The organism is Achromobacter seleniivolatilans, assembly GCF_030864005.1.
In the GTDB taxonomy this organism is placed as follows: Bacteria; Pseudomonadota; Gammaproteobacteria; order Burkholderiales; family Burkholderiaceae_B; genus Achromobacter; species Achromobacter seleniivolatilans.
Genome location: NZ_CP132976.1, coordinates 3,813,260 through 3,836,586, shown reverse-complemented (window position 1 = coordinate 3,836,586; position 23,327 = coordinate 3,813,260). Strand labels below are relative to the sequence as shown.

At 62.0% G+C, this 23,327-nt stretch carries 22 protein-coding genes; 11 read left to right on the top strand and 11 right to left on the bottom strand.

Annotated features, from left to right (window positions below; translation table 11 throughout):
• Nucleotides 1–6: 6 nt before the first annotated feature.
• Genes RAS12_RS17285 through RAS12_RS17265 form a run of 5 tightly spaced genes read right to left on the bottom strand, consistent with a single transcriptional unit; the run spans nucleotide 7 to nucleotide 6,650 of the window.
• Nucleotides 7–498, bottom strand: a complete 492-nt coding sequence (locus RAS12_RS17285) for an aromatic-ring-hydroxylating dioxygenase subunit beta (RefSeq protein WP_306937454.1) — start codon at nucleotides 496–498, stop codon at nucleotides 7–9.
• Complete coding sequence (locus RAS12_RS17280) at nucleotides 495–1,814, bottom strand: aromatic ring-hydroxylating dioxygenase subunit alpha (RefSeq protein WP_306937452.1); 1,320 nt, start codon at nucleotides 1,812–1,814, stop codon at nucleotides 495–497. Before RAS12_RS17280 ends, RAS12_RS17285 begins: the two co-directional genes overlap by 4 nt.
• A 31-nt stretch (nucleotides 1,815–1,845) precedes the next feature.
• Nucleotides 1,846–2,823, bottom strand: a complete 978-nt coding sequence (locus tag RAS12_RS17275; protein WP_306937450.1) for a PDR/VanB family oxidoreductase — start codon at nucleotides 2,821–2,823, stop codon at nucleotides 1,846–1,848.
• A gap of 26 nt (nucleotides 2,824–2,849) precedes the next feature.
• Nucleotides 2,850–4,394 carry an indolepyruvate oxidoreductase subunit beta family protein gene (locus tag RAS12_RS17270; protein WP_306937448.1) on the bottom strand — a complete coding sequence of 515 codons (1,545 nt, stop codon included), beginning with the start codon at nucleotides 4,392–4,394 and terminating at the stop codon, nucleotides 2,850–2,852.
• 12 nt (nucleotides 4,395–4,406) lie between these two features.
• Nucleotides 4,407–6,650 (bottom strand): ferredoxin family protein, encoded by a 2,244-nt coding sequence (locus RAS12_RS17265; protein ID WP_306937446.1) that lies wholly within the window; start codon nucleotides 6,648–6,650, stop codon nucleotides 4,407–4,409.
• A gap of 368 nt (nucleotides 6,651–7,018) precedes the next feature.
• On the opposite strand from RAS12_RS17265, the gene RAS12_RS17260 reads away from it, so the two are divergent.
• The 6 genes from RAS12_RS17260 (at nucleotide 7,019) to RAS12_RS17235 (ending at nucleotide 13,385) form a co-directional block, all read left to right on the top strand.
• Nucleotides 7,019–7,525, top strand: a complete 507-nt coding sequence (locus tag RAS12_RS17260; RefSeq protein WP_306937444.1) for a MarR family winged helix-turn-helix transcriptional regulator — start codon at nucleotides 7,019–7,021, stop codon at nucleotides 7,523–7,525.
• Nucleotides 7,526–7,707: 182 nt separating this feature from the next.
• Nucleotides 7,708–9,279: an ABC transporter substrate-binding protein gene (locus tag RAS12_RS17255; RefSeq protein ID WP_306937442.1), complete on the top strand. Its 1,572-nt coding sequence runs from the start codon at nucleotides 7,708–7,710 to the stop codon at nucleotides 9,277–9,279.
• Nucleotides 9,280–9,417: 138 nt separating this feature from the next.
• Entirely contained in the window at nucleotides 9,418–10,407 is a 990-nt protein-coding gene (locus tag RAS12_RS17250) for an ABC transporter permease (protein ID WP_306937440.1), read from the top strand.
• Nucleotides 10,407–11,321 carry an ABC transporter permease gene (locus RAS12_RS17245; RefSeq protein WP_306937439.1) on the top strand — a complete coding sequence of 305 codons (915 nt, stop codon included), beginning with the start codon at nucleotides 10,407–10,409 and terminating at the stop codon, nucleotides 11,319–11,321. The genes RAS12_RS17250 and RAS12_RS17245 overlap by 1 nt, the downstream gene beginning before the upstream one ends.
• A 7-nt stretch (nucleotides 11,322–11,328) precedes the next feature.
• A complete protein-coding gene (locus tag RAS12_RS17240; protein ID WP_306937438.1) occupies nucleotides 11,329–12,393 on the top strand; it encodes an ABC transporter ATP-binding protein in 1,065 nt (354 codons plus the stop codon).
• On the top strand, nucleotides 12,390–13,385 hold the full coding sequence (locus RAS12_RS17235) for an ABC transporter ATP-binding protein (protein WP_306937436.1): 996 nt from the start codon (nucleotides 12,390–12,392) through the stop codon (nucleotides 13,383–13,385). The genes RAS12_RS17240 and RAS12_RS17235 overlap by 4 nt, the downstream gene beginning before the upstream one ends.
• Nucleotides 13,386–13,419: 34 nt before the next feature.
• Here RAS12_RS17235 and RAS12_RS17230 read toward each other — a convergent pair whose 3' ends face one another.
• Together RAS12_RS17230 and RAS12_RS17225 are read right to left on the bottom strand one after the other, a co-directional pair.
• Nucleotides 13,420–13,935: a hypothetical protein gene (locus tag RAS12_RS17230; protein ID WP_306937435.1), complete on the bottom strand. Its 516-nt coding sequence runs from the start codon at nucleotides 13,933–13,935 to the stop codon at nucleotides 13,420–13,422.
• A 119-nt stretch (nucleotides 13,936–14,054) separates the two neighbouring features.
• Entirely contained in the window at nucleotides 14,055–14,846 is a 792-nt protein-coding gene (locus RAS12_RS17225) for an AraC family transcriptional regulator (protein ID WP_306937433.1), read from the bottom strand.
• 96 nt (nucleotides 14,847–14,942) lie between these two features.
• Between RAS12_RS17225 and RAS12_RS17220 the strand changes: the two genes are divergently transcribed.
• The 5 genes from RAS12_RS17220 (at nucleotide 14,943) to RAS12_RS17200 (ending at nucleotide 19,114) form a co-directional block, all read left to right on the top strand.
• Nucleotides 14,943–15,863 carry a DMT family transporter gene (locus tag RAS12_RS17220; RefSeq protein WP_306937431.1) on the top strand — a complete coding sequence of 307 codons (921 nt, stop codon included), beginning with the start codon at nucleotides 14,943–14,945 and terminating at the stop codon, nucleotides 15,861–15,863.
• Nucleotides 15,864–15,979: 116 nt separating this feature from the next.
• Complete coding sequence (gene ettA / locus RAS12_RS17215; protein WP_306937428.1) at nucleotides 15,980–17,653, top strand: energy-dependent translational throttle protein EttA; 1,674 nt, start codon at nucleotides 15,980–15,982, stop codon at nucleotides 17,651–17,653.
• A 123-nt stretch (nucleotides 17,654–17,776) separates the two neighbouring features.
• Nucleotides 17,777–17,986 carry a type II toxin-antitoxin system VapB family antitoxin gene (locus RAS12_RS17210; protein WP_306937427.1) on the top strand — a complete coding sequence of 70 codons (210 nt, stop codon included), beginning with the start codon at nucleotides 17,777–17,779 and terminating at the stop codon, nucleotides 17,984–17,986.
• Between the two features lie 179 nt (nucleotides 17,987–18,165).
• Nucleotides 18,166–18,699 carry an isochorismatase family protein gene (locus RAS12_RS17205; protein ID WP_306937425.1) on the top strand — a complete coding sequence of 178 codons (534 nt, stop codon included), beginning with the start codon at nucleotides 18,166–18,168 and terminating at the stop codon, nucleotides 18,697–18,699.
• 190 nt (nucleotides 18,700–18,889) lie between these two features.
• Nucleotides 18,890–19,114 (top strand): YMGG-like glycine zipper-containing protein, encoded by a 225-nt coding sequence (locus tag RAS12_RS17200; RefSeq protein ID WP_306937423.1) that lies wholly within the window; start codon nucleotides 18,890–18,892, stop codon nucleotides 19,112–19,114.
• Nucleotides 19,115–19,210: 96 nt separating this feature from the next.
• Here the strand turns inward: RAS12_RS17200 and minE are convergent, their stop codons facing one another.
• From minE to RAS12_RS17180, 4 genes are all read right to left on the bottom strand, one after another.
• Nucleotides 19,211–19,471, bottom strand: a complete 261-nt coding sequence (gene minE, locus RAS12_RS17195; RefSeq protein WP_006226437.1) for a cell division topological specificity factor MinE — start codon at nucleotides 19,469–19,471, stop codon at nucleotides 19,211–19,213.
• A gap of 3 nt (nucleotides 19,472–19,474) precedes the next feature.
• The gene (minD, locus tag RAS12_RS17190) at nucleotides 19,475–20,290 is read right to left on the bottom strand and encodes a septum site-determining protein MinD (protein WP_306937420.1); all 816 of its coding nucleotides are present in this window, start codon (nucleotides 20,288–20,290) and stop codon (nucleotides 19,475–19,477) included.
• A gap of 118 nt (nucleotides 20,291–20,408) precedes the next feature.
• Entirely contained in the window at nucleotides 20,409–21,302 is an 894-nt protein-coding gene (minC, locus tag RAS12_RS17185; protein ID WP_306937417.1) for a septum site-determining protein MinC, read from the bottom strand.
• A 205-nt stretch (nucleotides 21,303–21,507) separates the two neighbouring features.
• Complete coding sequence (locus tag RAS12_RS17180; protein ID WP_306937416.1) at nucleotides 21,508–23,277, bottom strand: glutamine--tRNA ligase/YqeY domain fusion protein; 1,770 nt, start codon at nucleotides 23,275–23,277, stop codon at nucleotides 21,508–21,510.
• Nucleotides 23,278–23,327: the final 50 nt, after the last annotated feature.

The window sequence follows — 23,327 nt, the reverse complement described above, 5'->3', positions numbered from 1 at the left end:
CCGCTCCTACATGAACAATTGAATGTTGCCGAAGGCGGCGTCGCAGTTGACCAGGTCAACGCGCTTCAAACGGATGCGCAATGCGCCGTCCTGTTCGACCAGGTGGTGCGTGGTCCAGCCGGCGAACAACGTCTGCGCGTCCTGCCGGGTTTCAACGTAATGGAAGGCGGTGCGCACCACGTGGCGGCCCTCGGCAGGCGCCGATTCAGGGTGATCGCGTTCCACCGTGGGCGCTTGCAGCAGATGATGGCAGCGGCTTTTCGGCTGCTGCGAAAACGTGCGCTGGCCAGCCAGCCGTTCCACGCGTACGCGCAGCAGGAGCTTGTCTTCGTACATCAGCGACGCATGCAGCTTGGCGTCTGTCTGGCCATGAGCCAGCGGCATCCAGTAGTACCCGTCTTCGGTGTACAGATTCAGCCAGTCTTCAAAGCGCAGCTCGTCCAGCAAGCGCGCTTCGGCGTAGACAAAATCGATCAACTCGCGGTCGCTTGCGCTCATACCGACTCCGATCCGGTCATGTAGCGGCCCCATGCGCGGTACTGGTTGCGCATCTGCCATTCATTGGTGCCATTGGTGGTGACGTTCTTCTGGCCGATTTCGTCAGGCGAATACAGCCGGCCCACGTTCACCCAATCCCGCGCGCGGGAGTTCAGCCCGTCTTGCGCGCGCTCGTACATTTCCAGATCGTCATGGCCAACCACCGAGGTCGGGGCGTTGATCAGCCGGTTGTACATCAGCGTGCGTTCCAGCAGCAGGTCGGGCGCACCCACCAGGCGGAAGGTCCACGACTCGACCAAGGTGCGGTCAGCAGCGATGGGTTTGAAGATACGCAGCGTTTGAATCGGACCCTTGACCATGATGTTGGGGAAGTACACCGTGTTGTGGCGCACATCGCCCAGAATCTGCTTGGCGCGTTCTTCGCCATAGGCCGACACCATCGATTCCCAATAACCCGGCACGCCGGAGTACGACGCGTGTATGGAGTCCGACACGCCGGTATGCCCGTGGCCGTTTTCCCACACGCGGATGCCCATGTTTTCGAAGAACTCATAGGGCGAGATAAAGGGCGCAAACAGTTCGACGGCCATCGGTTTTGGCGTGCCGTCCGGCGCTTGTTCCCAGACCTTCACGGCGGTGCCTGCCGATGATTCGTGCGCCACCATCGGATGACAGGTGTCGGTCTGGTTGTCGACCAGCATCTTCCAGTTGCAGCGGTGCATGTAGCGCAATACGCCGCCCGCCACTTCCAGCCGGCCTTCTGGCGAGCGGTCCACCATGTTGTCCAGCGTGGACAGGGATTCGCCAAAGAAGTCCTCGAACGACTGGCCTTCCGGGTTCAGACGGCAGAACACGAAACCCCGATGGTTCTTCACGTCTTTGACGGCAGCCATGCCCTGGCTGGCTTCGCAGTTTTCCAGGCCGGTGTTTTCGTAGCCTTTCTTCAGCGGTATCGACAGCAGGCTGCCATCGGTCTTGAACGTCCAGGCGTGATACGGGCAACGGAAGAACTTGCCTGTGTTGCCGCAGGCTTCGCCCGCTACCATCGTGCCTTTGTGCGGGCAGCGGTTGTGCAGCACGCGCACGCTTTTATCGCTGTGGCGCACCATCACCACGGGCTGGTTGCCGACGGTGGTGGTGATGTAATCGCCCGAATTCGGCACCTGGCTGTCGTGGCCGACAAATACCCAGGTATTGGCGTAGAGCCGTTCCATTTCCAGGTCGAACAGTTCCTGGTCTATGAACAGATCCTTGTGCACCTCGGTATCGCGCAGCAGGGCGCGGATGGCGTCGGGGTTGTCGCGGTATTTGGCCATGGTCGCTTCCTTGTCGTGTGGGCCGCCGGCCTTACAGGTCCAGCACCAGGCGCGCCGACTTCGCGCGCGAGATGCAAATCTGAATGATCTTGCCGCTGGCCTTTTCGGTGTCCGAAAGGTAGTAGTCGCGATGGTCGGGTTCGCCTTCCAATACCGTGGCCTGACAGACGCCGCATTCGCCGCGCTTGCAGTCAAACATCGGATCGCAACCTTCTTCTTCCATGACGTCAACGATGGTCTTGTCAGCCGGGATGGTGAGCGTGCGGCCGGATTGGCGCAGTTCGACTTCAAACGGCTGGTCGCCGGCTTGCGGAGCAGCTGTGACGAAGAGCTCGAAATGCACGTGTGCATCAGGCCAATGCGCGGCCTTGGCGTTTTGTATGACGGCGTCAATCAGGCCCTTGGGTCCGCACACGTACAGGTGCTGCCGGGGCGACGCCGATTTCAGCAGCGCTTGCAGGTCAAAACGGCAGGACGGATCATCGTCGGCATGCAGGGTCAGATTGCCGCCCGCCAGGGCTTCCAATTCGGGCACGAAGGCCAGTTGATCTTTGCTGCGGCCGCAGTAGTGCAGGTGGAATGCGCGTCCGGCCGCTGCAAGGGCGGCAGCCATGGATGCCACGGGCGTGATGCCGATGCCACCCGCGATGAGCACGACAGGCTCGTCGCCAGCTGGCGACTCATGCAAGGGAAAATCGTTCTTTGGGCCTTCGACAGTCAGCGAGTCGCCCACTGCCAGCGCGTGCATGTGGCGTGATCCGCCTTGGCTGTTTTCCTCCAGCCGCACGCCCAGCCGATATTCCGTGGGTTGGGCGAACAGCCCGGCCTCGGGCGCGAGTTGCACCAGGGAATAGCAGCGCGGATCGTGCAAGCCCGGCACCGTAACCTTTACGTGCGCACCGGGGCCAAAGGCGGGCAAGGGGCCGCCATCTTCGCGCGCCAGGCGCAACGAGCGGATCAGGGGGGATTCTTGCCGGACTTCCCGGACGATCAGTTTCAGTGTCTGCACGGCGTTTGTCTCTGTCGGTAATCGGATCAGGCGGCCAGCTTGTCAGCCAGCTGGCGCTCCATCGGTCCGCATTTTTCGTTGGCCAGCGCGGTGTTGCGCAGTTCGCGCAGCGTGGCGGCGGCATCCGGCCGGCCTGCCAACTGAGCGGCTGCGGCGATCAACTGGCGGTATTTGCCGCCACCGCGCACATGCGTGTCGCTATAACCCTTGACCAGGCGGCGGCAATTGACGGTTTCGACTGCCAGCGCGTAGTCCTGCGGCGTCAGGCGGGCGATCAGGTCCAGCCAGTGTTCCAGCCCGTCCATTTCAATCTTGTGGCGCAGCGTGCTGCGGCGAAACCGCCGCATGCCCGCCAGCGTGTACAGCATCAGAAAACCGCCCAGCGTGCCGCTTTGCATACGGCGCCCCTTGCCCAGCCGGCGTTCAACAAAGCCGCTGAATGTTTTGGAGCTTTCCAGCCAACGGCCCAGCCCGGAGGGCAAGGTGCCGCAGATCTCTTCCAGCCGCGGGTGCATGAATTCGGTCAGGTACACCAGCTGGTCCGGACGCGCGCCGACTTCCTGGCGCACCCGGTCAAAACGAGTGCCGCGTGTTTTCAGATCGGCCACGCGGATTACATCGTCATAGGCCATGGCCGTGGCTACGTAGCGCGCGGCGGCACAGGTCAGCGCCCATTGCTGCGCGTCGCCACCGTGTTGCGCGTCCAGGTCGCGCAGCGTCTTCATGCGGCGCAAATAGTCTTGGGCATAGGCCGCATCCTGGAACTCAAGCTGGCGGCGCACGCCTGCGGTCAGCATGGGCTGCGCACAGGCGGGAAAGTCGCGTTTGATCGTATCCAGCAAGGCCTGCGTATGTGGGGATGCGGCGCGGTCGGGCGTCGCTGGCACCGGCCGGGTCAGGTCGATGTCTTCAGGTTGCGCAGGCGCCTGATCGGCGGCGTCGAAACCCAGCGCGAAAGCGCGCAGGCTGGCGTCTACGCCCAGACCCGCGCGCCGCACCGTGGCTTCGAAGTCTTCGCGGGTAAAGGGCAGCGCGCCGCTGCCGGCCACTGCACCGAACAGGCTGGCACTGATGACGCTGCCCGCACGATCTGCCAAATCTTGCAGGTCGAAACACAGAAAGCGCTTGGCGGCGGCGCGGCCCGCTTCCAGCACTTTGTTCGGGTCCGCGATGCCATTGCCCGGCGCGGATTTTTCGCTGACGGCGTAGCTGCGGTGAGACGACGTCAACAACACGGTGCGTTCGGGCGTGACGAGTCCGCGCTGGATGGCGCGGCCCCCTTCCATCAGTTCGGCTGCCACCACAAGGTCTACGTCGCCGGGCGTGGGCATCAGCGCCAGCGCGGGCGGACGGCCTGCACGCTGTACATCCGCTTCGGGCAGCAGTTCCAGGTAGTAGATGGTGGCGCCGGTGCGCTGCGCGACGCCGGGCACGGATGTGGTTTGCGCCCACCATCCGGCATGTTCAGCCATGTCGACGATCCAGTCGGCCAAGACGCCGCCGCCTTGGCCGCCCATGGCCAGAATGGCGATTTTTATCGGGTTGCCGTGTTGCATTGCCACCGGGTGCATGAACGTTGTCCTTTACAGCGCGTATTGAGTCAGGCGCGCCGCGCGGCGGCGTTGCAGATAACCGATCACGGCCCCGCGCACTCTCGCCAGGAAGCGGTCGCTGCCGGTCGGGTTGTGCACGATGTCGGCGCGGTAGAACGATGGGCACAACACGGCCGCGTGCGCGACTTCGCCGCAATTGCCGCAGCCCACGCAGCTGCTTTCCACATGCGCCACGGGGTCTTCTTTCAAGGGGTCGCCGCTGTCCTTGACGGTCAGGGACGGACAGCCGGACAAGCGGATGCAAGCGTGGTCGCCCGTGCAGACGTCGGGGTCGACACCGAAGCGTTCCTTCACCATACGGCGGCCTTCTTTGACGGCTTTGTTGAACAGCGGCTTGATGCGGCGCTGCTTGTTCAACATACATTCGGATTGCGCGATGATGACCTTCGGACCCTTGATGTCGGTGGTCAGCGCCTCTTCGATGGTGGCGCGAACTTTGGCGACGTCATAGGTGCGGTCCAAGGTGCGCACCCATTTCACACCCACGCCGCGCACGGCCTGGTCGATGGGATTGTTGGTGGAGCGGTCCGGGTTGTCGGCCCGGGATGACAGGATGTCTTGCCCGCCAGTCGCGGACGCGTAGAAGTTGTCCACGATGACGATGACGCCGTCGTATTTGTTGAACACCGCATTGCCTATGCCGGACGACAAACCGTTATGCCAGAAGCCGCCGTCGCCCATGATGGAAATCGGCCGTTTGGCAGCGGGCACGTTGAAGGCCGCGGCGCTGGATGCGCCCAGGCCATACCCCATGGTGGTCGCGCCCAGATTGAAGGGCGGCAGGATTGAGAAAAGGTGACAGCCGATGTCACAGGAAATATGGTGCTGGCCCAGCGTTTCCTGCGCCAGCGTCAGCGCGGAAAAAATGGGCCGTTCCGGACAGCCCGTACAGAAGCCGGCGGGACGGGGCGGCACAACCGCCGCCAGCCCTTCGACCTGCTTGTGAAACGTGATGGGCTGTTCGGTGGCGCGTACGGGCGCGGCAGGCTTGGGCCGCGAGACTTCCGTGATCTCCAGCTGTTTGGCAGGCGTAGATGTCGCGGCTTGCGCGTCTACGGCCACGGCGGGATGCGTTTGCAGGGACTCGGGGCGTTGCTGCTTCAGGAATTCGCGCAGGCCGTCGCGCATGACTTGCGTGGTGTATTCGCCCGCCATCGGCAGCACATCTTTGCCAGACAGGTGCGTCGTGACGCCCGCCTTGCGCAACACCGCGTGCAGGTTTTGTTCGATGTAATCGGGCTGGCCTTCTTCCAGCAGCAGCACGGCGCGTTTGTCGCGGCAGAAGCTGATGACCTCGTCTTCAATGACGGGGTAGGTCACGTTCATGACGTACAACGGAATGCGGCTGTTGCCGAAGTTATCGGCCAGCCCCAGCAACTGCAACGCGCGGATGACGCCGTTGTACAGGCCGCCTTGCAGGATCAGCCCGATGTCGGTCTGGTCGCCGTCGAAGTGTTCGTTGAGCTTATGTTCCTTGATATAGCGGATGGCGGCGGGCCAGCGTTCCTTGATCTTTTCCTGTTCGTGCAGGAACGACGCGGGCGGAAGCACAATGCGGCTGGTGTCGCGCGCCGGATTTTCCAGCGCTTCGGCCAGCGAGAACGCAGGCCGTTTATTTTCTTTGGCGATGAAGCGGCCATGCACATGACAGCCGCGAATGCGCAGTTGCAGCATCACCGGCGTCTTGCTGGCTTCGGACAGTTCAAAGCCGTCTTCCACTGCCTTGACCATGCTTTCCAGATTGGGGCGCGGGTCCAGCAGCCAGATCTGCGACTTCATCGCGAACGCATGCGAGCGTTCCTGCATGATGGACGAGCCTTCGCCATAGTCTTCGCCCACGATGACAAGCGCGCCGCCGGTGACGCCGCCCGACGCCAGATTGGCCAGCGCGTCGGAGGCGACGTTGGTGCCCACGGTGGACTTCCAGGTGACGGCGCCTCGAATGGGGTACATGACGGAAGCCGCCAGGGTGGCAGCTGCGGTGGCTTCGGATGCGCTGGCCTCGAAGTGCACGCCCAGCTCTTGCAGGATCTCGTTGGCGTCGGCCAGCACGTCCATCAGGTGCGAAATCGGCGAGCCCTGATAACCCGCGACATATCCCACGCCCGATTGCAGCAGCGCTTTCGTGACGGCAAGAATGCCCTCGCCACGGAACTCTTCGCCCGCGCCGATCCGCAACTGCTGGACTTCTTTCTTGAAAGACCTTTCAGCCATCTCGAACTCCTGGTCGGGCCGGTATTCGGCGCCTCAAGCGTTGCTGCGTAGCAGCATCATCACGTCATGAAAATTCCGTCTTAAAAATACTTTAGGAGTCAACGTTTTAGCTGTCAACAAAAAAGATGAAATTTCATGGAAATCAAAAAATATCACTTAAAAACAAGGGTGTATATACTGGTTGTCCTGTAGGGTCGCGCCGTAATTGCGGCGCTGTTATGGTGCAAAAACGGGTTGCGATTCGGGGTATACCCTGTGCTGCGCAACAGCATTGCGGCACGTCATGGCGCACGTTTGCGCCGTCGTGGTGCAATGCGCTTTCGGGCCATGGGCCCTTCTAGAATTCCGGTGCGTGGGAGCAAAGCAACATGCGGTTGGACAAGCAGCGGGACACTCTTCTTACCGGGCGGGGCACGGCGGGGCCGCGCTTTGTTGACGGCTATCTGGCTTACCTGCTGGCGCAGGCCAGCCAGCGCATCTCGGCCGAATTCCATTTGCAGGTCAAGGCGGCGGGTCTGTCCGTCACGGAATGGCGAGTGCTGGCCAGTCTTGAAGGCAGTCCGGGTGAGACCATCGGCACGCTTGCCGTGCTGGCCATCACCAAGCAGCCCACCCTTAGCAAGGTGGTGCAACGCATGGAAGCCGACGGCCTGGTGGCGCGCACCGGCGTGCGGGCGGACCGCCGTCAGACGCGGGTGTGCATCACCGCCAAAGGCACGCACCTGATTGCGGCTTTGTGCGAACAGGCTTTGCAGCATCAGAAAGCGGTGCTGGCACCGTTCGGCGAAGAAAAGGCCGCGCTGCTGATTCAGATGCTGGATGTGCTGATGACAGAGCACGTGCCGCTCGAACTGCCCATCGACACTGACGACTAGGCCGTTGCAGGGACGCACTCGAACATTGTTCGGTTCAATTATTTTGTTACAAGCATATGCGTCCCTTTTTGTTTTCCCTCTGTGAAAACTCCCTCCGGTACGCATAAACCCTGAATTGACGCGGGTCTGGCGGGTAGGCAATATCGCGCCGGTATTCAGACTAATGTCAGGAGTTAACCCTTATGCGCCGCACTTTGATTGCTATCGCGATCGCCGCCGCCGTGGCCGTGCCCTCGATCGGGCAAGCCAAGTCCTTCCGCTGGGCTGCCCAGGGCGACATCCTTACCTTTGATCCGCATTCGCAGAACGAAGGCATGACGATTGCCGCCAACAGCTACATCTATGAACCGCTGGTCGACTACGACAAGTCGTTCAAGGTGGTGCCGCGTCTGGCGACGGAATGGGAACAGCTGTCGCCCACGCTGTACCGCTTCAAGCTGCGCCCGGGTGTGAAGTTCCATGATGGCGCCGCTTTCACGGCGGATGACGTGGTGTTCTCGATTCACCGCGCCATGGCTCCTACGTCGAACTACAAGGCTTACACCACCGGCATCAAAGAAGCCCGCAAGATTGACGACCTGACGGTTGAAGTCGAGACCTCGGCGCCCAATCCCGTGCTGCTGCGCCAACTGACCAACGTGTTCATCATGAACAAGGCCTGGTCGGAAAAGAACAACATTGCCAAGCCACAGGACTACGTCAACAAAGAAGAGACCTACGGCGCCCGCAATACCAACGGCACCGGTCCCTACAAGCTGAAGACGCGCGAAGTGGACGTACGCACGGTCTTTGAAGAAAACAAAGACTGGTGGAACAAGGCCGGCAAGGTCGGCAACGTGACCGAAGTGGTGTTCACGCCGATCAAGCAGAACGCCACGCGTACGGCGGCCTTGCTGTCGGGCGAGATCGATTTTGTGCTGGACCCCGCCGCCCAGGATCTGGAGCGCCTGCGCCAGTCGCAAAAGGTGGTGGAAGGCAACGAATACCGCACCATCTACCTGGGTCTGGATCAAAAGCGTCCGGAACTGCAGTACTCCAACATCAAGGGCAAGAACCCGTTCCAGGACATCCGCGTGCGTGAAGCGCTGTATCGCGCCATCGACGTAGACGCCATCAAGCGCGCCGTAATGCGCGGCCTGTCCGCGCCCACCGGCACGATGATCGCGCCGCAGGTGCATGGCTGGGCGGAGTCCGTGCACAAGCGCGTGCCCTACGATCCCGAGAAGTCGCGCGCCCTGCTGAAAGAAGCTGGCTACGACGGCACGCTGAACTTCACGCTGGACTGCCCGAACAACCGCTACATCAACGACGAAGCCATCTGTCAGGCCGTGGTTGGCATGTGGGCCAAGGTTGGCGTGAAGGCCACGATGAACGCCATGCCGCGTTCCACGTACTTCCCGAAGGTGCAGTCGTTTGACACCAGCGCCTACCTGTTCGGCTGGGGCGTGCCCACGTTCGACGCCATGTACAGCCTGCAAAACCTGATCCGTACCAAGGGTGAAGGCGCCGACGGTATGTACAACCTGGGCGGCTACAGCAACAAGGAACTGGATGTGATCATCGATCGCATCAAGACCGAAACGGACCCCGCCAAGCGCGACGCCGACATCATCACCGTGCTGCAAGGGCACGCCAAGGATTTCGGCCACATCCCGCTGCATGACCAGGTCATCCCCTGGGCGATGCGCAAGAACGTCACGGTTATCCACCGTGCGGACAATCGCCTCGTTGCCGATTGGGTCAAGGTTGACTGATCCTGGCTAACCAAACGGCGTGGGGCCTATCCGGCCTCCGCCGTTTAGCTTTTTTTCCGCCGCGCCGTCCCTAAGCAAAAAAGGCTCTGGGGTGGCAGCAAGCGCGCTGTGCGTGCGCGGCGTGGGGTATTTCCATCTATGTTTGCTTATATACTGCGCCGCCTGTTGCAGGCCGTAGCGGTGATGCTCACCGTCGCGCTACTGGCCTTTGTGCTTTTTCAATACGTCGGCGATCCTGTCACCATCATGCTGGGACAGGACGCCACCGATGCCGAACGCATCGAGTTGCGTGAACGGTTGGGGCTGAACGAGCCCGCCATTGTTCAATTCGGCCATTTCGTGGCCAATGCCGCGCAGGGTAATTTCGGCATCTCCCTGCGCCAGAGCGAACCGGTATCCACCCTGCTGAAGTCGCGTTTGCCCGCCACGCTGGAGCTGTCCATGGTGGCGGCCTTGCTGGCGCTGGTGGTCGGCGTGCCGTTGGGCGTGTATACCGCGCTCAAGCGCAATAGTCTGGTGTCCCAGCTGTTGCTGGCGGGTTCGTTGCTGGGGGTGTCCCTGCCCACGTTCCTGATCGGCATTCTGCTGATTCTGGTGTTCTCCGTGCAACTGGGCTGGCTGCCCAGTTATGGGCGGGGAGAAACGGTCAGCGTGGGGTGGTGGTCGTCGGGCTTATTCACCGCCACTGGCTGGAAACACCTGATCCTGCCTTCCATCACGCTGTCCTTGTTCCAGATGACGCTGGTGCTGCGGCTGGTGCGTTCCGAGATGCTGGAAGTGCTGCGTTCCGACTACATCAAATTTGCGCGCGCTCGCGGTTTGAAGCGCCGCGCCATCCACTTTGGGCACGCGCTGAAGAACACGATGGTGCCGGTCATCACCATTACCGGGCTGCAACTGGGCGGCATCATTGCTTTTGCCATCGTCACTGAAACCGTATTCCAGTGGCCGGGCATGGGCCTGCTGTTCATCCAGGCGGTGCAATTCGCCGACGTGCCGGTCATGGCCGCGTACCTGTGCCTGATCGCGCTGGTGTTCGTGGTGATCAACCTGATCGTCGATCTTCTGTATTTTGTCGTGGACCCGCGCTTGCGTTCGGGGATGACTCGCGGCGGGGGGGCTCACTGATGCGCGCCGTACTGAAACGCTGGTGGGACAGCGACATTGCCTGGGCCTGGCGCCGTGCGCCGGTGGCCATTGTGGCGACCCTGCTTCTGGCCACCTTGCTGATCGGCTCCTTCGGGGCCGGTTGGGTGGCGCCGCACAATCCGTTCGACCTGACGACGGTGGAACTGCTGGATGCCTTGCTGCCGCCCGCCTGGGAGGCCAATGGCCAGCAGACCTATCTGTTAGGCACAGACAGCCAGGGCCGCGACTTGTATTCGGCCATTCTGTATGGCACCCGGGTGTCGTTGCTGATTGGTCTGGCGTCTGTCGTGCTGTCGATGTTGATCGGCATCGTGCTGGGCTTGATCTCGGGGTACGCAGGGGGGCGGGTGGATGCGTTCATCATGCGCGTCGCGGACGTGCAACTGTCATTTCCGGCCATCCTGATCGCGCTCTTGATCGATGGGGTCGCGCGTGCCGCCGTGCCGCGGGAAATGCACGAGCTGATCGCGTTTCCTGTTCTGATCGGCGCGATCGCGCTGGCGGGCTGGCCGCAATACGCTCGCACAGTGCGCGGTTCCACCCTGGTGGAAAAGAACCGTGAGTACGTGCAGGCCGCGCGCGTGATCGGCGTGTCCTCGCCCGTCATCATGTTCCGCCATGTGCTGCCGAACGTGCTGGGGCCGGTGCTGGTGTTGGCCACGGTGCACCTGGCTACCGCCATCATCACCGAAGCGACCTTGTCGTTCCTGGGTGTGGGGGTGCCGCCGACGGCGCCGTCGCTGGGGACGCTGATCCGCATCGGCAATGACTTCCTGTTTTCCGGAGAATGGTGGATCACCATTTTCCCCGGCGCGGCGCTGGTGCTGCTGGTGCTGTCCGTCAACCTTCTGGGTGACTGGCTGCGCGATGCGCTCAACCCGCGGCTGAATTGAGGTAACCATGAGCGCACTTCTAGAAGTCCGCAATCTGCGCGTGGAGTTTCCCACCCGCCGCGGCACGCTACGCGCCCTGGACGATGTGTCCTTTTCGATTCAGGCTGGTGAAGTCCTGGGCGTTGTGGGGGAATCGGGCGCCGGAAAATCGCTGACCGGCGCTTCCATCATCGGCTTGCTGGAGCCGCCCGGGCGCATCGCTGCGGGCGAGATCCTGCTGGCTGGCCGCCGCATCGACAATCTGCCCGACGAGCAGATGCGCCGCGTGCGCGGCCGCGAGATCGGCGCGGTGTTCCAGGACCCGCTGACATCCTTGAACCCCTTGTACACGGTGGGCCGGCAGTTGGCGGAAACCATCGTGACGCACCTGGACATGACGTGGTCGCAGGCGCGCAACCGCGCCGTGGAGTTGCTGGCGTCCACCGGTATTCCAGCGGCGCGCGAGCGCATCGACCACTATCCGCACCAGTTCTCGGGCGGCATGCGGCAACGCGTGGTGATCGCACTGGCTCTGGCTGCCGAACCCAAGCTGGTCGTGGCGGATGAGCCGACGACTGCGCTGGATGTTTCCATCCAGGCGCAGATCATCGAATTGCTCAAGCGCCTGTGCCGCGAACACGGCACTGCGGTGATGCTGATCACGCACGATATGGGCGTGATTGCTGAAACTGCCGATCGTGTGGCCGTGATGTATGCGGGCCGGGTCGCCGAGATCGGTCCGGTGGCGGATGTGATTCACAAGCCGCGTCATCCGTATACGTCGGGGTTGATGGGTTCGATTCCATCGCTGGATGGCCATACGGAACGGCTGGTGCAGATCGACGGCAGCATGCCGCGGCTCAATGCCATTCCACCGGGCTGTGCCTTCAATCCGCGCTGCGCCCAGCGCCTGCCGCGTTGCGCGACGGAGCGCCCTGAGCTGTTGTCCGCGGGCACGTCCCGCGCGGCCTGTTGGCTGCATGACAACGGAAATTCTCCCATGCCACTCCCGGCAGGCGGGTCAACTTCGCCTCAAGGGGAAGCGTTCGGTTCGGGACTGCCCGGCGGCAAAAGATCAGAGGAGGCCGTATGAGCACGCCCTTAGTTGAAGTGAAGGACGCGGCGCGCTGGTTTGACGTGTCGCCGCCGTGGTTGGAACGCAAGCTGGCCGGCAAGCCGAAGGTGATGCTGCGGGCAGTGGACGGCGTGTCGTTTGAGATTGCACGGGGCGAAACCCTTGCACTGGTGGGCGAGTCGGGCTGTGGAAAATCCACGGTGGCGCGGATGCTGGTGGGTTTGTACGGCCTGACGCGCGGCGATATCCGCTTTGACGGTCAACCGCTGTCGCGCATGTCGGAACCCGGCGGCCGCGCCCTGCGCAAACGCTTGCAGATGATTTTTCAAGATCCCTACGCCAGCTTGAATCCGCGCTGGCGCGTGGGCCGCATCATTGCGGAGCCAATGCTGACGCATACGAAAATGACGGCGGACGAGCGCGTGGCTCGGGTCAGCGAACTTCTTAAACAGGTAGGTCTGGACCCGGCGGACCAGGGCCGTTATCCCCATCAGTTTTCCGGCGGTCAGCGCCAGCGTATTTCGATTGCGCGGGCATTGGCGGTGAATCCGGAATTCCTGGTTTGCGATGAACCGACGTCGGCGCTGGATGTATCGGTGCAGGCGCAGGTGCTGAATCTGATGAAGGATCTGCAACGCGAGCTGGGGCTGACGTATCTGTTCATCTCCCACAACCTGGCAGTCGTGCATCACGTGGCCGATCGGGTGGGGGTGATGTACCTGGGGCGCATGGTGGAAGTGGCGCCGCGAGACGAGTTGTTTGCGCGGCCGCGGCATCCGTATACGCGGATGCTGTTGGAGGCCATTCCGGATATCAACGGGGCAGGCAAGCCGCGCACAGCCGTGGCGGGAGAAGTGCCCAACCCCCTGAATCCGCCGTCAGGATGTACGTTTCACCCGCGCTGCCCGCATGCGGATGATCGTTGCCGGGCTGAGGCGCCAGTGGCGATGCTGGCGGGAGTGTCGGTGGTGGCATGCCATGCCGTGCAGGAGGGGCGAATCTCGGTTTGATGGGTTGCGCGCTGCACCCATCGTACGTCCTGCATCAATGACGCGGCTCGTCCACCGAGTCGTAAGGCGTGTCGTCGTCTTCGTCATCTTCTTCTTCGTCTTCCGCCTCTTCTTCGCGCGGGTCCGCTTGCGGTTCTTCAGTCAGGGCGAAGGGCAGGACGTCTTCCAAGCTGTCGGACCAGGCGGATTCTTCTCCGTCGTGGTCTAGCTTGATGAAGCGTTCACCTTCGTTCAGCGAGATTTGAACGGCCCAAAGATAAAGGCAGTCATAGGTGTCGTCGTCGGCGTGAGGCAAACCGCCGCGGTTGCCCAGGATGCGGGCGCCGGGGCCGCCGAGCTGGACGTGAGTTTGTTCTTCGTCGGCCGTGGCGTTTTCGTCGATGGGGACGCCGTAGGTGACCCATTCGGTCCCTTCGTCGCCCAAAATCACTTCGGCCAGTACGGGCTTGCCCAGATAGGCGCTAAGCGCGTCGGCGGTCTTGGCCAGCATGTCCAGCTCGGAAGCGCTGAAGTGGGTCACGGAGGCGGGGGGTGTAGCAGAGGCGGACATGAGGGTTCCAGGGCGCGATAAAGCCGCGACGGCACGGCAAATACATAAAGTCAGACGCTATTGTCGCCCGATCGGCGTTGCAACGCATCGGACGCTTGGATGACGCGATTACCAGAGGATCAAGACACCGGCTGCATGCCGCGTTTGCGCGCGCTGTCAGGCGATTCGCCGGTCAGGCGCTGGAACATGGCAATGAAAGCGGATGGCGTGCTGTAGCCCAGGTCGCGAGCCACGGTTTGCACGGAATGGCCAGCATCCAGCAGGCCTAGCGCCGAGACGACACGCAGGCGTTGACGCCATTCGTTGAACGACATGCCCAGGTGCTGCTGGCAGTAGCGCAGCAAGGTGCGCTCGGTAATGCCGGCCGTAGCGGCCCAGTGCGTGGCGCCCCGTTTGTCGCCGGGGTTGCGTTGCAGCGCCGATAGAACGGGAGCCAGCACCGTGTCGGAGGTTGATGGCAGATAGCTTGCGTAGGCGCGCGCCTGGCGGATCTGGTCGATGACGACTTGGGCCATGCGCCGGTCTTCCGGGGTAGCCGGATAGCGGATGCCGCGCCGTTCGAAGTCGGCCAGAATCGTACGCATGACTGGGCTGATCTCCAGCGTGCAAGGCTTATCCGGCATGCCGTCGCAGGCCGCCGCAGGCACGCCGATGCAGGCATAGTGCACATCGCCCTCGTTCTGGCAGCAGTGCTCGACATGCGGCGGTATCCAGATGGCGTACTGCGGCGGCGACAAATAGGTCACGCCGCCGATACCAATTTCCATCATGCCGGACAACGCAAAATTCAGCTCTGCCCATGGCGAGCTGTGCCGGTCCATGACCGATTTAGGCGTGAAGTGCAGGATGCGGCAGGCTAGCGGGTAGGGCAGGTGGCCGGCCAGGATCGGCGCCGAGTCGGCAAATTCCATGTCGGAAGTCCGTGCGAATGTGTCTGTTTTTCATTATATACAGCGTGTCAGACACAACCTACACTTGCCGCCTGATTCTTTCTGGCACTTTCGCTCATGACGCGCGCTGACACTCCGCATTCTCCTGCCCGCTATCTGCTGTTTCCGCTGCTGGCTGCGCTGATCTGGTCGGTCAACATGATCGTGACCAAAATGGCCGCAGGCGTGATCTCGCCCGCAGTCATCGGCTTTTACCGCTGGGCGCTGGCTGGCGCGCTGCTCACGCCGTTCGCGCTGCCGGGCGTGTGGGCGCAGCGCCGCCTGATCGTGCCTTATTTGCCGAAGTTCGCGGTGTTGGGCGGTCTGGGCATGGCGCTGTATCAGGGGCTGGCCTACGTGGCGGCATCCACCACCACAGCGACCAATATGGGCATCATCACGGCCATGATTCCGCTGTTGACCATCGCAGTGGGCACGGTCGTCCTGCGCCAGCGGCCCACGCTGATGGCGATGCTGGGCGGCCTGTTGTCGCTGGCGGGTCTGGCATTGTTGATCGGTGAAGGCGACCCGTCGCGCCTGCTGTCGGTGGGAGCGAATCCCGGCGACCTGCTGATGGGCCTGGCCGCGCTGGCTTACGCGCTATATGGCGTGCTGCTGCGCCGCTGGGGGCTGCCGGTGGGGCCGTGGCAGTCGCTTTATGTGCAAGTGGGCTTTGGCGTGCTTTTCCAGCTGCCGGCCTTTCTGATGGCGGCGCCGTCGCCGTTGAACGCAGAGAATGTGCCGCTCGTCCTGTATGCCGCCGTGTTTCCGTCCCTGTTTGCGCCCTTTCTCTGGATGCAGGGGGTAAAACACCTGGGACCCAACCGCGCGAGCATTTTCCTGAATCTGATGCCCGTGGGCACGGTGGCGATTGCGTCGGTGTTCCTGGACGAAAAGCCCCATGTTTTCCACATCGTGGGCGGCGCGCTGGCGTTGGCCGGCGTGATGCTGGCGCAGATGCGCACCCCGCGTTTCGGCCGCGCTAAAACTGCTGGATAAGGGCGCCAAGACGGCTGTCAGATCCATCGGGACGGCGGGCAACCGCCTTTGCCGCGCGCCTGTCAGAGTTCCGGCCTACAATCAATGGTTTATCAGCTTTCTTACCCTGTGAGCCCATGGCCCAATACGTCTACACCATGAACCGCGTCGGCAAGATCGTGCCGCCCAAGCGGCAGATCCTGCGTGACATCTCGCTTTCGTTTTTTCCTGGCGCCAAGATCGGCGTGCTGGGCCTGAACGGCTCGGGCAAGTCCACGCTGCTGAAAATCATGGCTGGCGTCGACAAAGAGATCGAAGGCGAAGCCATCCCCATGCCGGGGCTGAACATCGGTTACCTGCCGCAGGAACCGCAGCTGAACCCCGAGCACACGGTGCGCCAGTCGGTTGAAGAGGGCCTGGGCGCCGTCGTCACCGCCAAGAAGCGCCTGGACGAGGTCTATGCGGCCTACGCCGAGCCGGACGCCGACTTTGACGCGCTGGCTGCCGAACAAGCCGAACTGGAAGCGATCATCTCCGCCGCCGCTTCCAGCGGTTCGGACGATATCGAACACCAGATGGAAATCGCCGCCGATGCGCTGCGCCTGCCGCCTTGGGAGGCCACCGTCGGCAACCTGTCCGGTGGTGAAAAGCGCCGCGTGGCATTGTGCCGCCTGTTGCTGTCCAAGCCCGACATGCTGCTGCTGGACGAACCGACCAACCACTTGGACGCCGAAAGCGTGGAATGGCTGGAACAGTTCCTGCACAAGTTCCCCGGCACCGTGGTTGCCGTCACCCACGATCGTTACTTCCTGGACAACGCGGCCGAGTGGATTCTGGAACTGGACCGTGGTTATGGCATTCCCTGGAAGGGCAACTACAGCTCGTGGCTGGAACAAAAAGAAGACCGCCTGAAGCAGGAAGAGTCCTCGGAATCTGCCCGCCAGAAGACCATCAAGAAGGAACTGGAGTGGGTGCGTCAGAACCCGAAGGGCCGTCAGGCCAAGGCCAAGGCGCGTCTGGCCCGCTTCGAAGAACTGTCGTCCTACGAATACCAGAAGCGCAACGAAACCCAGGAAATCTTCATTCCTGTGGGCGAGCGCCTGGGCAACGAAGCCATTGAATTCAATAACGTCAGCAAGGCCTATGGCGATCGCCTGCTGATCGACAACCTGTCCTTCAAGGTGCCGCCGGGCGCCATCGTTGGCATCATCGGCCCTAACGGCGCCGGTAAGTCGACGCTGTTCCGCATGATTGCGGGCCGCGAGCAGCCGGATTCGGGCGAGGTCATCATTGGCCAGACCGTCAAGCTGGCATATGTGGACCAGTCGCGCGATGCGCTGGAAGACAAGAAGACGGTGTTTGATGCGGTGGCAGACGGCGCCGACATCCTGACCGTTGGCAAGTTTGAAATGTCGTCGCGCGCCTATCTGGGCCGCTTCAACTTCAAGGGCGGCGATCAGAACAAGGTCGTGGGTCAGTTGTCGGGCGGTGAACGTGGCCGCCTGCACATGGCCAAGACGCTGATCGCCGGCGGCAACGTGTTGCTGCTGGATGAACCGTCAAACGACTTGGACGTGGAAACGCTGCGCGCGCTGGAAGATGCGTTGCTGGAGTTCCCCGGCAGCGTCATGGTCATCAGCCACGATCGCTGGTTCCTGGACCGTATCGCTACGCACATCCTGGCCTTTGAAGGCGATTCGCAAGCGGTGTTCTTTGACGGCAACTACCAAGAGTACGAAGCCGACAAGAAGCGCCGTCTGGGCGAAGAGGGCGCCAAGCCCAAGCGCCTGCGCTACAAGGCGTTGAAGTAAGCGTCAGCCAGTAAAGAGTCTGAGAAATCCCGGCCAATGCGCCGGGATTTTTTTTGGGCTGTGAGAATCAGCAGATGTATGAAAAGAGGTGTTTTTTGATTCATCTTCTGTTGCGAGGCAAACATGCGGACGACTGTGACGCTGGACGATGACTTGCTTGAAAAGGCGCGCGCCTACACCGGTATCCAAGAGGTATCGACACTGGTGCAGCAAGCGCTGATCACTCTGGTGCGAAAAGAGGCCGCCAAGCGGCTGGCGAAGCAGGGCGGCAGTTCGTTTCCATTGACGCTGACTCCCAGGCGGCAAACGGAGACCGCCAATGATCCTGGTTGATACGTCGATCTGGATTGATCACCGGGTACGCTGAAGCAGCTGCCGCAAATAGCCAGGGTTCGCCATGACGAGGCGCTGCATTTACGTTGAGCCGCCGCTATATCATTAAGTTTGCAGCGAAGGGTTTGCGCCCCTCGCTCTCGACTATTTCCATCCGCAGGATTGCCGGAGATTTCCTCATGCTGCTGCACGCCTCCGATTCCACCTTTCTCATCGTCGATATGCAGGGCAGGTTGATGCCCGTCATTCACGATGGCGAAGCCGTGTTGAATACCGCCCACAAACTCGCGCAGGCGGCCCGCCTGCTGGATGTGCCCGTCATCGCCACCGAACATCACAGCAAGATGCTTGGCGTTACCGTGGAGCCGCTGCGCGAGATCGTGCAGTCCACGTTCCAGAAGATGCATTTCTCGTCCGCTCGCGAACCCGGTTTTGAAGCGTGGCTGCCGGCCGCGCGCAAAACCATTCTGGTGGCGGGCTGCGAGGCCCACATCTGCGTGCTGCAAACCGTTATTGGCCTGGCGGACATGGGCTACAACGCGGTGCTGGTGTCGGATGCGGCAGGTTCACGCAAACCGTCTGATCATCACGCGGCATTGCGTCGCGCGCGTGCGCATGGTGCAGAGATCGTGACGTCCGAGATGGCAATATTTGAATGGATGGAGACTTGCGAGCACCAGCGATTCCGCGACGTGTTACGTCTGGTCAAATAGCGGCGGCCGCCTGCAACATTGTCCCGGGGAGATGAAAAGATTCACTCTCCGTTTGACACAATTCCTGGGTAAACCTAACACCCCCAGCATGAATATTTTGAGATCCTGAAAGCTCTAAACCCATATGGGGACCGCTCGCTCGCATCAAGTCCATTGGTGCGGCCCCGGGTACAAGAATAGGAGTCTCACCATGAAAATCGCATCGCTTTCCAAAATCTGTATTGCACTTGTAATGACCGCCGCCATGGCCGGCTGCTCTTCCTGGGACGGCATGAGCCATCGCCAAAAGAGCACCGTGGGTGGCGCCGCGTTGGGCGGTGTCGCTGGCGCCGTGATCACTAACGGCGGGATTCTGGGTACGGTGGGCGGAGCAGCGATCGGTGGGGTGATCGGCGATCAGGTCGGCAAACGCTGAGCCGCATCGTCAAAAGCAAACGCCTGGCATCGCCAGGCGTTTTTTTATCGTCAAGCGCAAGTCAATCGCGCTGGCGCGCCAGCGCGATTGACGAGATCAGGGCGCTTCGTTTTGCGGCATTTCGATCTTCACTTCCAACACTTCCAGCGTGTCCTGACGTTCCAGGTGCACCTTGATGTCTTCGGGGTTGATCTTCACGTACTTTGAAATGACGGCGATAAGTTCCTGCTGCAACTGCGGCAGGTAGTCGGGCGAGTCGCCGCGGCCCCGCTCGTGGGCCAGGATGATCTGCAACCGTTCTTTGGCAACGGAGGCGGAAGATTTCTTTTGACCAAGCAGAAACGACAGGAAGGACATTGCTTACTTGCCTCCGAACAGGCGTTTCAGGAAACCGGGCTTTTCGTAATCGGTAAAGCGCAGGGCCTTGTCTTCGCCAAGGTAACGGGCCACGACGTCCTTGTAGGCCTCGGAAACGTCGGTCTCTTTCAGGTGAATGGCCGGCAGGCCTTGGTTGGACGCTTGCAGCACAGCTTCCGACTCGGGGATGACGCCGATCAGCTTGATGCGCAGGATGTCTTCGATATCGCCCAGCGACAGCATTTCGCCTTCGACCACGCGCTTGGGGTTGTAGCGCGTGAGCAGCAGGAATTCCTTGACCGGCTCGGCGCCGTCCACGGCACGCTTGGACTTGGCGGCCAGGATGCCCAGGATGCGGTCCGAGTCGCGCACGGAGGACACTTCCGGGTTGGTCACGACCAACGCGTCGTCGGCGAAGTAGGCTGCCATCAGCGCGCCCGTTTCGATACCGGCGGGCGAGTCGCAGATGATGTATTCGAAACCCATTTCCTTCAGGTCATTGATGACCTTCTCCACGCCTTCCTGCGTCAGCGCGTCTTTATCGCGCGTTTGCGAGGCGGGCAGGATGAACAGGTTTTCAAGCTGCTTGTCCTTGATCAGCGCCTGGTTGAGGGTGGCTTCGCCCTGGATCACATTGACGAAGTCGTACACCACGCGACGCTCGCAGCCCATGATGAGGTCGAGATTGCGCAGGCCGACATCGAAGTCGATGACAGCGGTCTTGTGGCCCCGCATCGCGAGGCCCGCGGAAAAACTGGCGCTCGTCGTGGTTTTACCCACGCCGCCTTTGCCGGAAGTCACCACAACAATGCGTGTCATGACGATCAAACCCTTATGTTCGAATAAATCGCGTTATCGTAAAGCAAAAAGCCCTTGTAAGGCTTCTTACATAATGTGTTGAGACGTGCGCGGCGCTAGTAGACGCCGCCCAGGTTTTTCAGGCCTTCAGGGCCTCGATCCGCAAAGTGTCGCCATCCAGGCGGACCAATGCGGCCTGATTCTGCAAGCTGCGGTCCAGCTTGTCTTCCACCACCCGGTACACCCCGGCAACCGCCAGCAATTCGGCGTCCAGATGCGTGGTGAAAATGCGTGCGGACGTATCGCCGCGCGCACCGGCCATGGCCTTGCCGCGCAAGGGGCCGTAAATATGGATGTTGCCGTCGGCGATGACTTCCGCCCCTTGGCTGACCATGCCGATCACGACCAGATCCGTGTGGCGCGCGTAGACGCGCTGGCCCGAACGCAACGGCTTGGTAATGACCAGCGCTGAAGAGGAGTGCGGAGCAGCTTGCGTCGGGCTGGGCGCCGACGTGGTGCTGCTGGCTTCGCGCGCTGGCATCGGCTCGGTCTTGCTTGCGGCCGCGCCGGCCTTGGCCGTAACTGGCTTTTCGGTTTCCGCATCGGCTGCCGATGTGTCGGTCGGGGCCAACGCGGTTTCAACCGCCGCTGCAGGCACCGAGGGCACGGGTGTCGACACATCATTCGGCGGGGCCGTGTCGACCACGGGGACGGGCCGTGCGGCGGGCGTGGACAGCTCAACCGGCGTCAAGCCTGCCGCGCGTGCGGCCTCCAGGTTGGCGCCTTCGGCCACGACGCCGATGGGGGGCAGATTGTGTTCGCGCAAGGCGGCGACCAGCGCCGCCCAATCGATCTTCTCGTCCACACGGCTGGCGTCGATGACGACGGGCTCGTTCTCGAAGAAGCTGCCGGCGTCCGCCATGCGCTTGGCGAGCGCGGCGTTCAGGCGTTCAGGGTCGGCGCTGTGCAGAACCACCCGGATGGCATACAGGGTGGCGCTTTTGAAGTCCAGGGCTAGGGATTCAGTATTCATCTTGATATAGGCTGGCGGCTCGCGGGTCTGGAGGACGCGCGTTCAACCGGCTGCGGATTGTCGGGGATGATAACCCGCCCAGCCCGGTTGCAAGACCTTGATCACCAGGTGTGTCCGCCCCGTCTTCGCAGCGGATGGCGCGCTGTTCACCGTACGGGCACAAAAAAAGCGCCCAAGGGCGCTTTTCTCGCGTAGCCAGAGCCGGTCAGCCCTGTGTCCACGAATCGCGCAGGGTCACGGTGCGGTTCAGCACTGGGGCGTCTGCGGTGGATTCTTTCAGGTCAGCCGTGAAATAACCCAGGCGTTCGAACTGCCATGCGGCGCCCGGCGTGGCGACAGTGCCCGGTTCCAGCCAGGCCGTGACGGTCTGCTTGGAGTTCGGGTTCAGGCAGGTCAGGAAGTCCTTGTCGCCGCCATCCGGCCGCGCATCAGCGAACAGGCGGTCGTACAGGTGGATCTGGGCGGGTATCGCGTGGGCGGCGCTGACCCAGGTGATATTGCCCTTCACCTTGACGCTGTCGGCGCCCGGCGTGCCGCTCTTGGTATCCGGCAGGTACTCGGCCTGCACTTCAACCACTTCGCCTGCGTCGTTCTTGGTGAACCCTGTGCAGCGCACGACATAACCGTACTTCAGGCGCACGGTGTTGCCGGGGAACAGGCGGAAATATTTCTTGGGCGCTTCCTCGCGGAAGTCGTCGCGCTCAATCCAGAGCTCGCGCGACAGCGGGAATTCGCGCACGCCGGCTTCCGGGTTGTGCGGATTACGCGGCGCGGTGCAGGCTTCGGTCTGGCCTTCCGGGTAATTGGTGATCACCAGCTTGATCGGGTCCAGCACAGCAACCGAGCGGTCGGCGATCGGGTCCAGATCGTCGCGCACGGCTTGTTCCAGCAGGCTGTAGTCGATGCGCGAATCGGACTTGGACACGGCGGTGCGGTCGCAGAACAGGCGGATCGAGGCCGGCGTGTAGCCGCGGCGGCGCAGACCGAAGATCGTCGGCATGCGGGGATCGTCCCAGCCGTCGACGTGGCCTTCGCGCACCAGTTGCAGCAGCTTGCGCTTGCTGGTCACGATATAGCTCAGGTTCAGGCGGGCGAATTCATACTGATGGGGCAACGGTTGAGCCAGCTTGCCCAGTTCGGCCAGGCGCGTCAGTATCCAATCGTAGAACGGGCGCTGGTCTTCGAATTCAAGCGTGCAGACGCTGTGCGTGATGCCTTCCAGCGCGTCTTCCACGGGGTGCGCCCAGCTGTACATCGGGTAGATGCACCATTGGTTGCCCGTGCGGTGGTGAGTGGCATGGCGAACGCGGTACATGACCGGGTCGCGCAAATTGATGTTGGGCGAAGCCATGTTGATCTTCGCTCGCAGCACCAGGCTGCCGTCCGGGTGCTTGCCGTCGCGCATTTCGCGCAGCAGCGTGATCGACTCAGCCGCCGGGCGGTTGCGCCAGGGCGAGTCGTTGCCGGGTTCGGTCAAGGTGCCGCGGTTGGCGCGGATCTCGTCAGGGCTTTGCTCGTCAACGTAGGCGTGGCCAGCTTCCACCAGCGCCTCGGCGAACTCGTACATGTAGCCAAAGTAATCACTGGCGAAATACAGGTTTTCCTGGCCATTGGCGGCTTTCCAGTCAAAACCCAGCCAGCGTACGGCCTCGATGATGGCGTCGACGTATTCCTGGTCTTCTTTCTCGGGGTTGGTGTCGTCAAAGCGCAGGTGACAGACACCGCCGAAATCGCGCGCCAGGCCAAAGTTCACGCAAATGCTCTTGGCGTGACCAATGTGCAGGTAACCGTTGGGTTCCGGCGGGAAGCGGGTGCGGATACGGGCCGGGTCCGGCTCCCCCTGCTGTTGCACGGCGGCCGGGCCAGGCTTGCCCGCCCAACGTTTGCCCTGGAAGCGGTTGGCTTCAAGGTCGTCCTGGACGATGTTTAGCAGGAAATTGGATGCGGCTGGGGTCGGCGTCGTGGCGGTGGTCATTCTTGAAAGAATAGGAAAAAGCGGCGACAAAGCGTCAATTTTGCCACGTT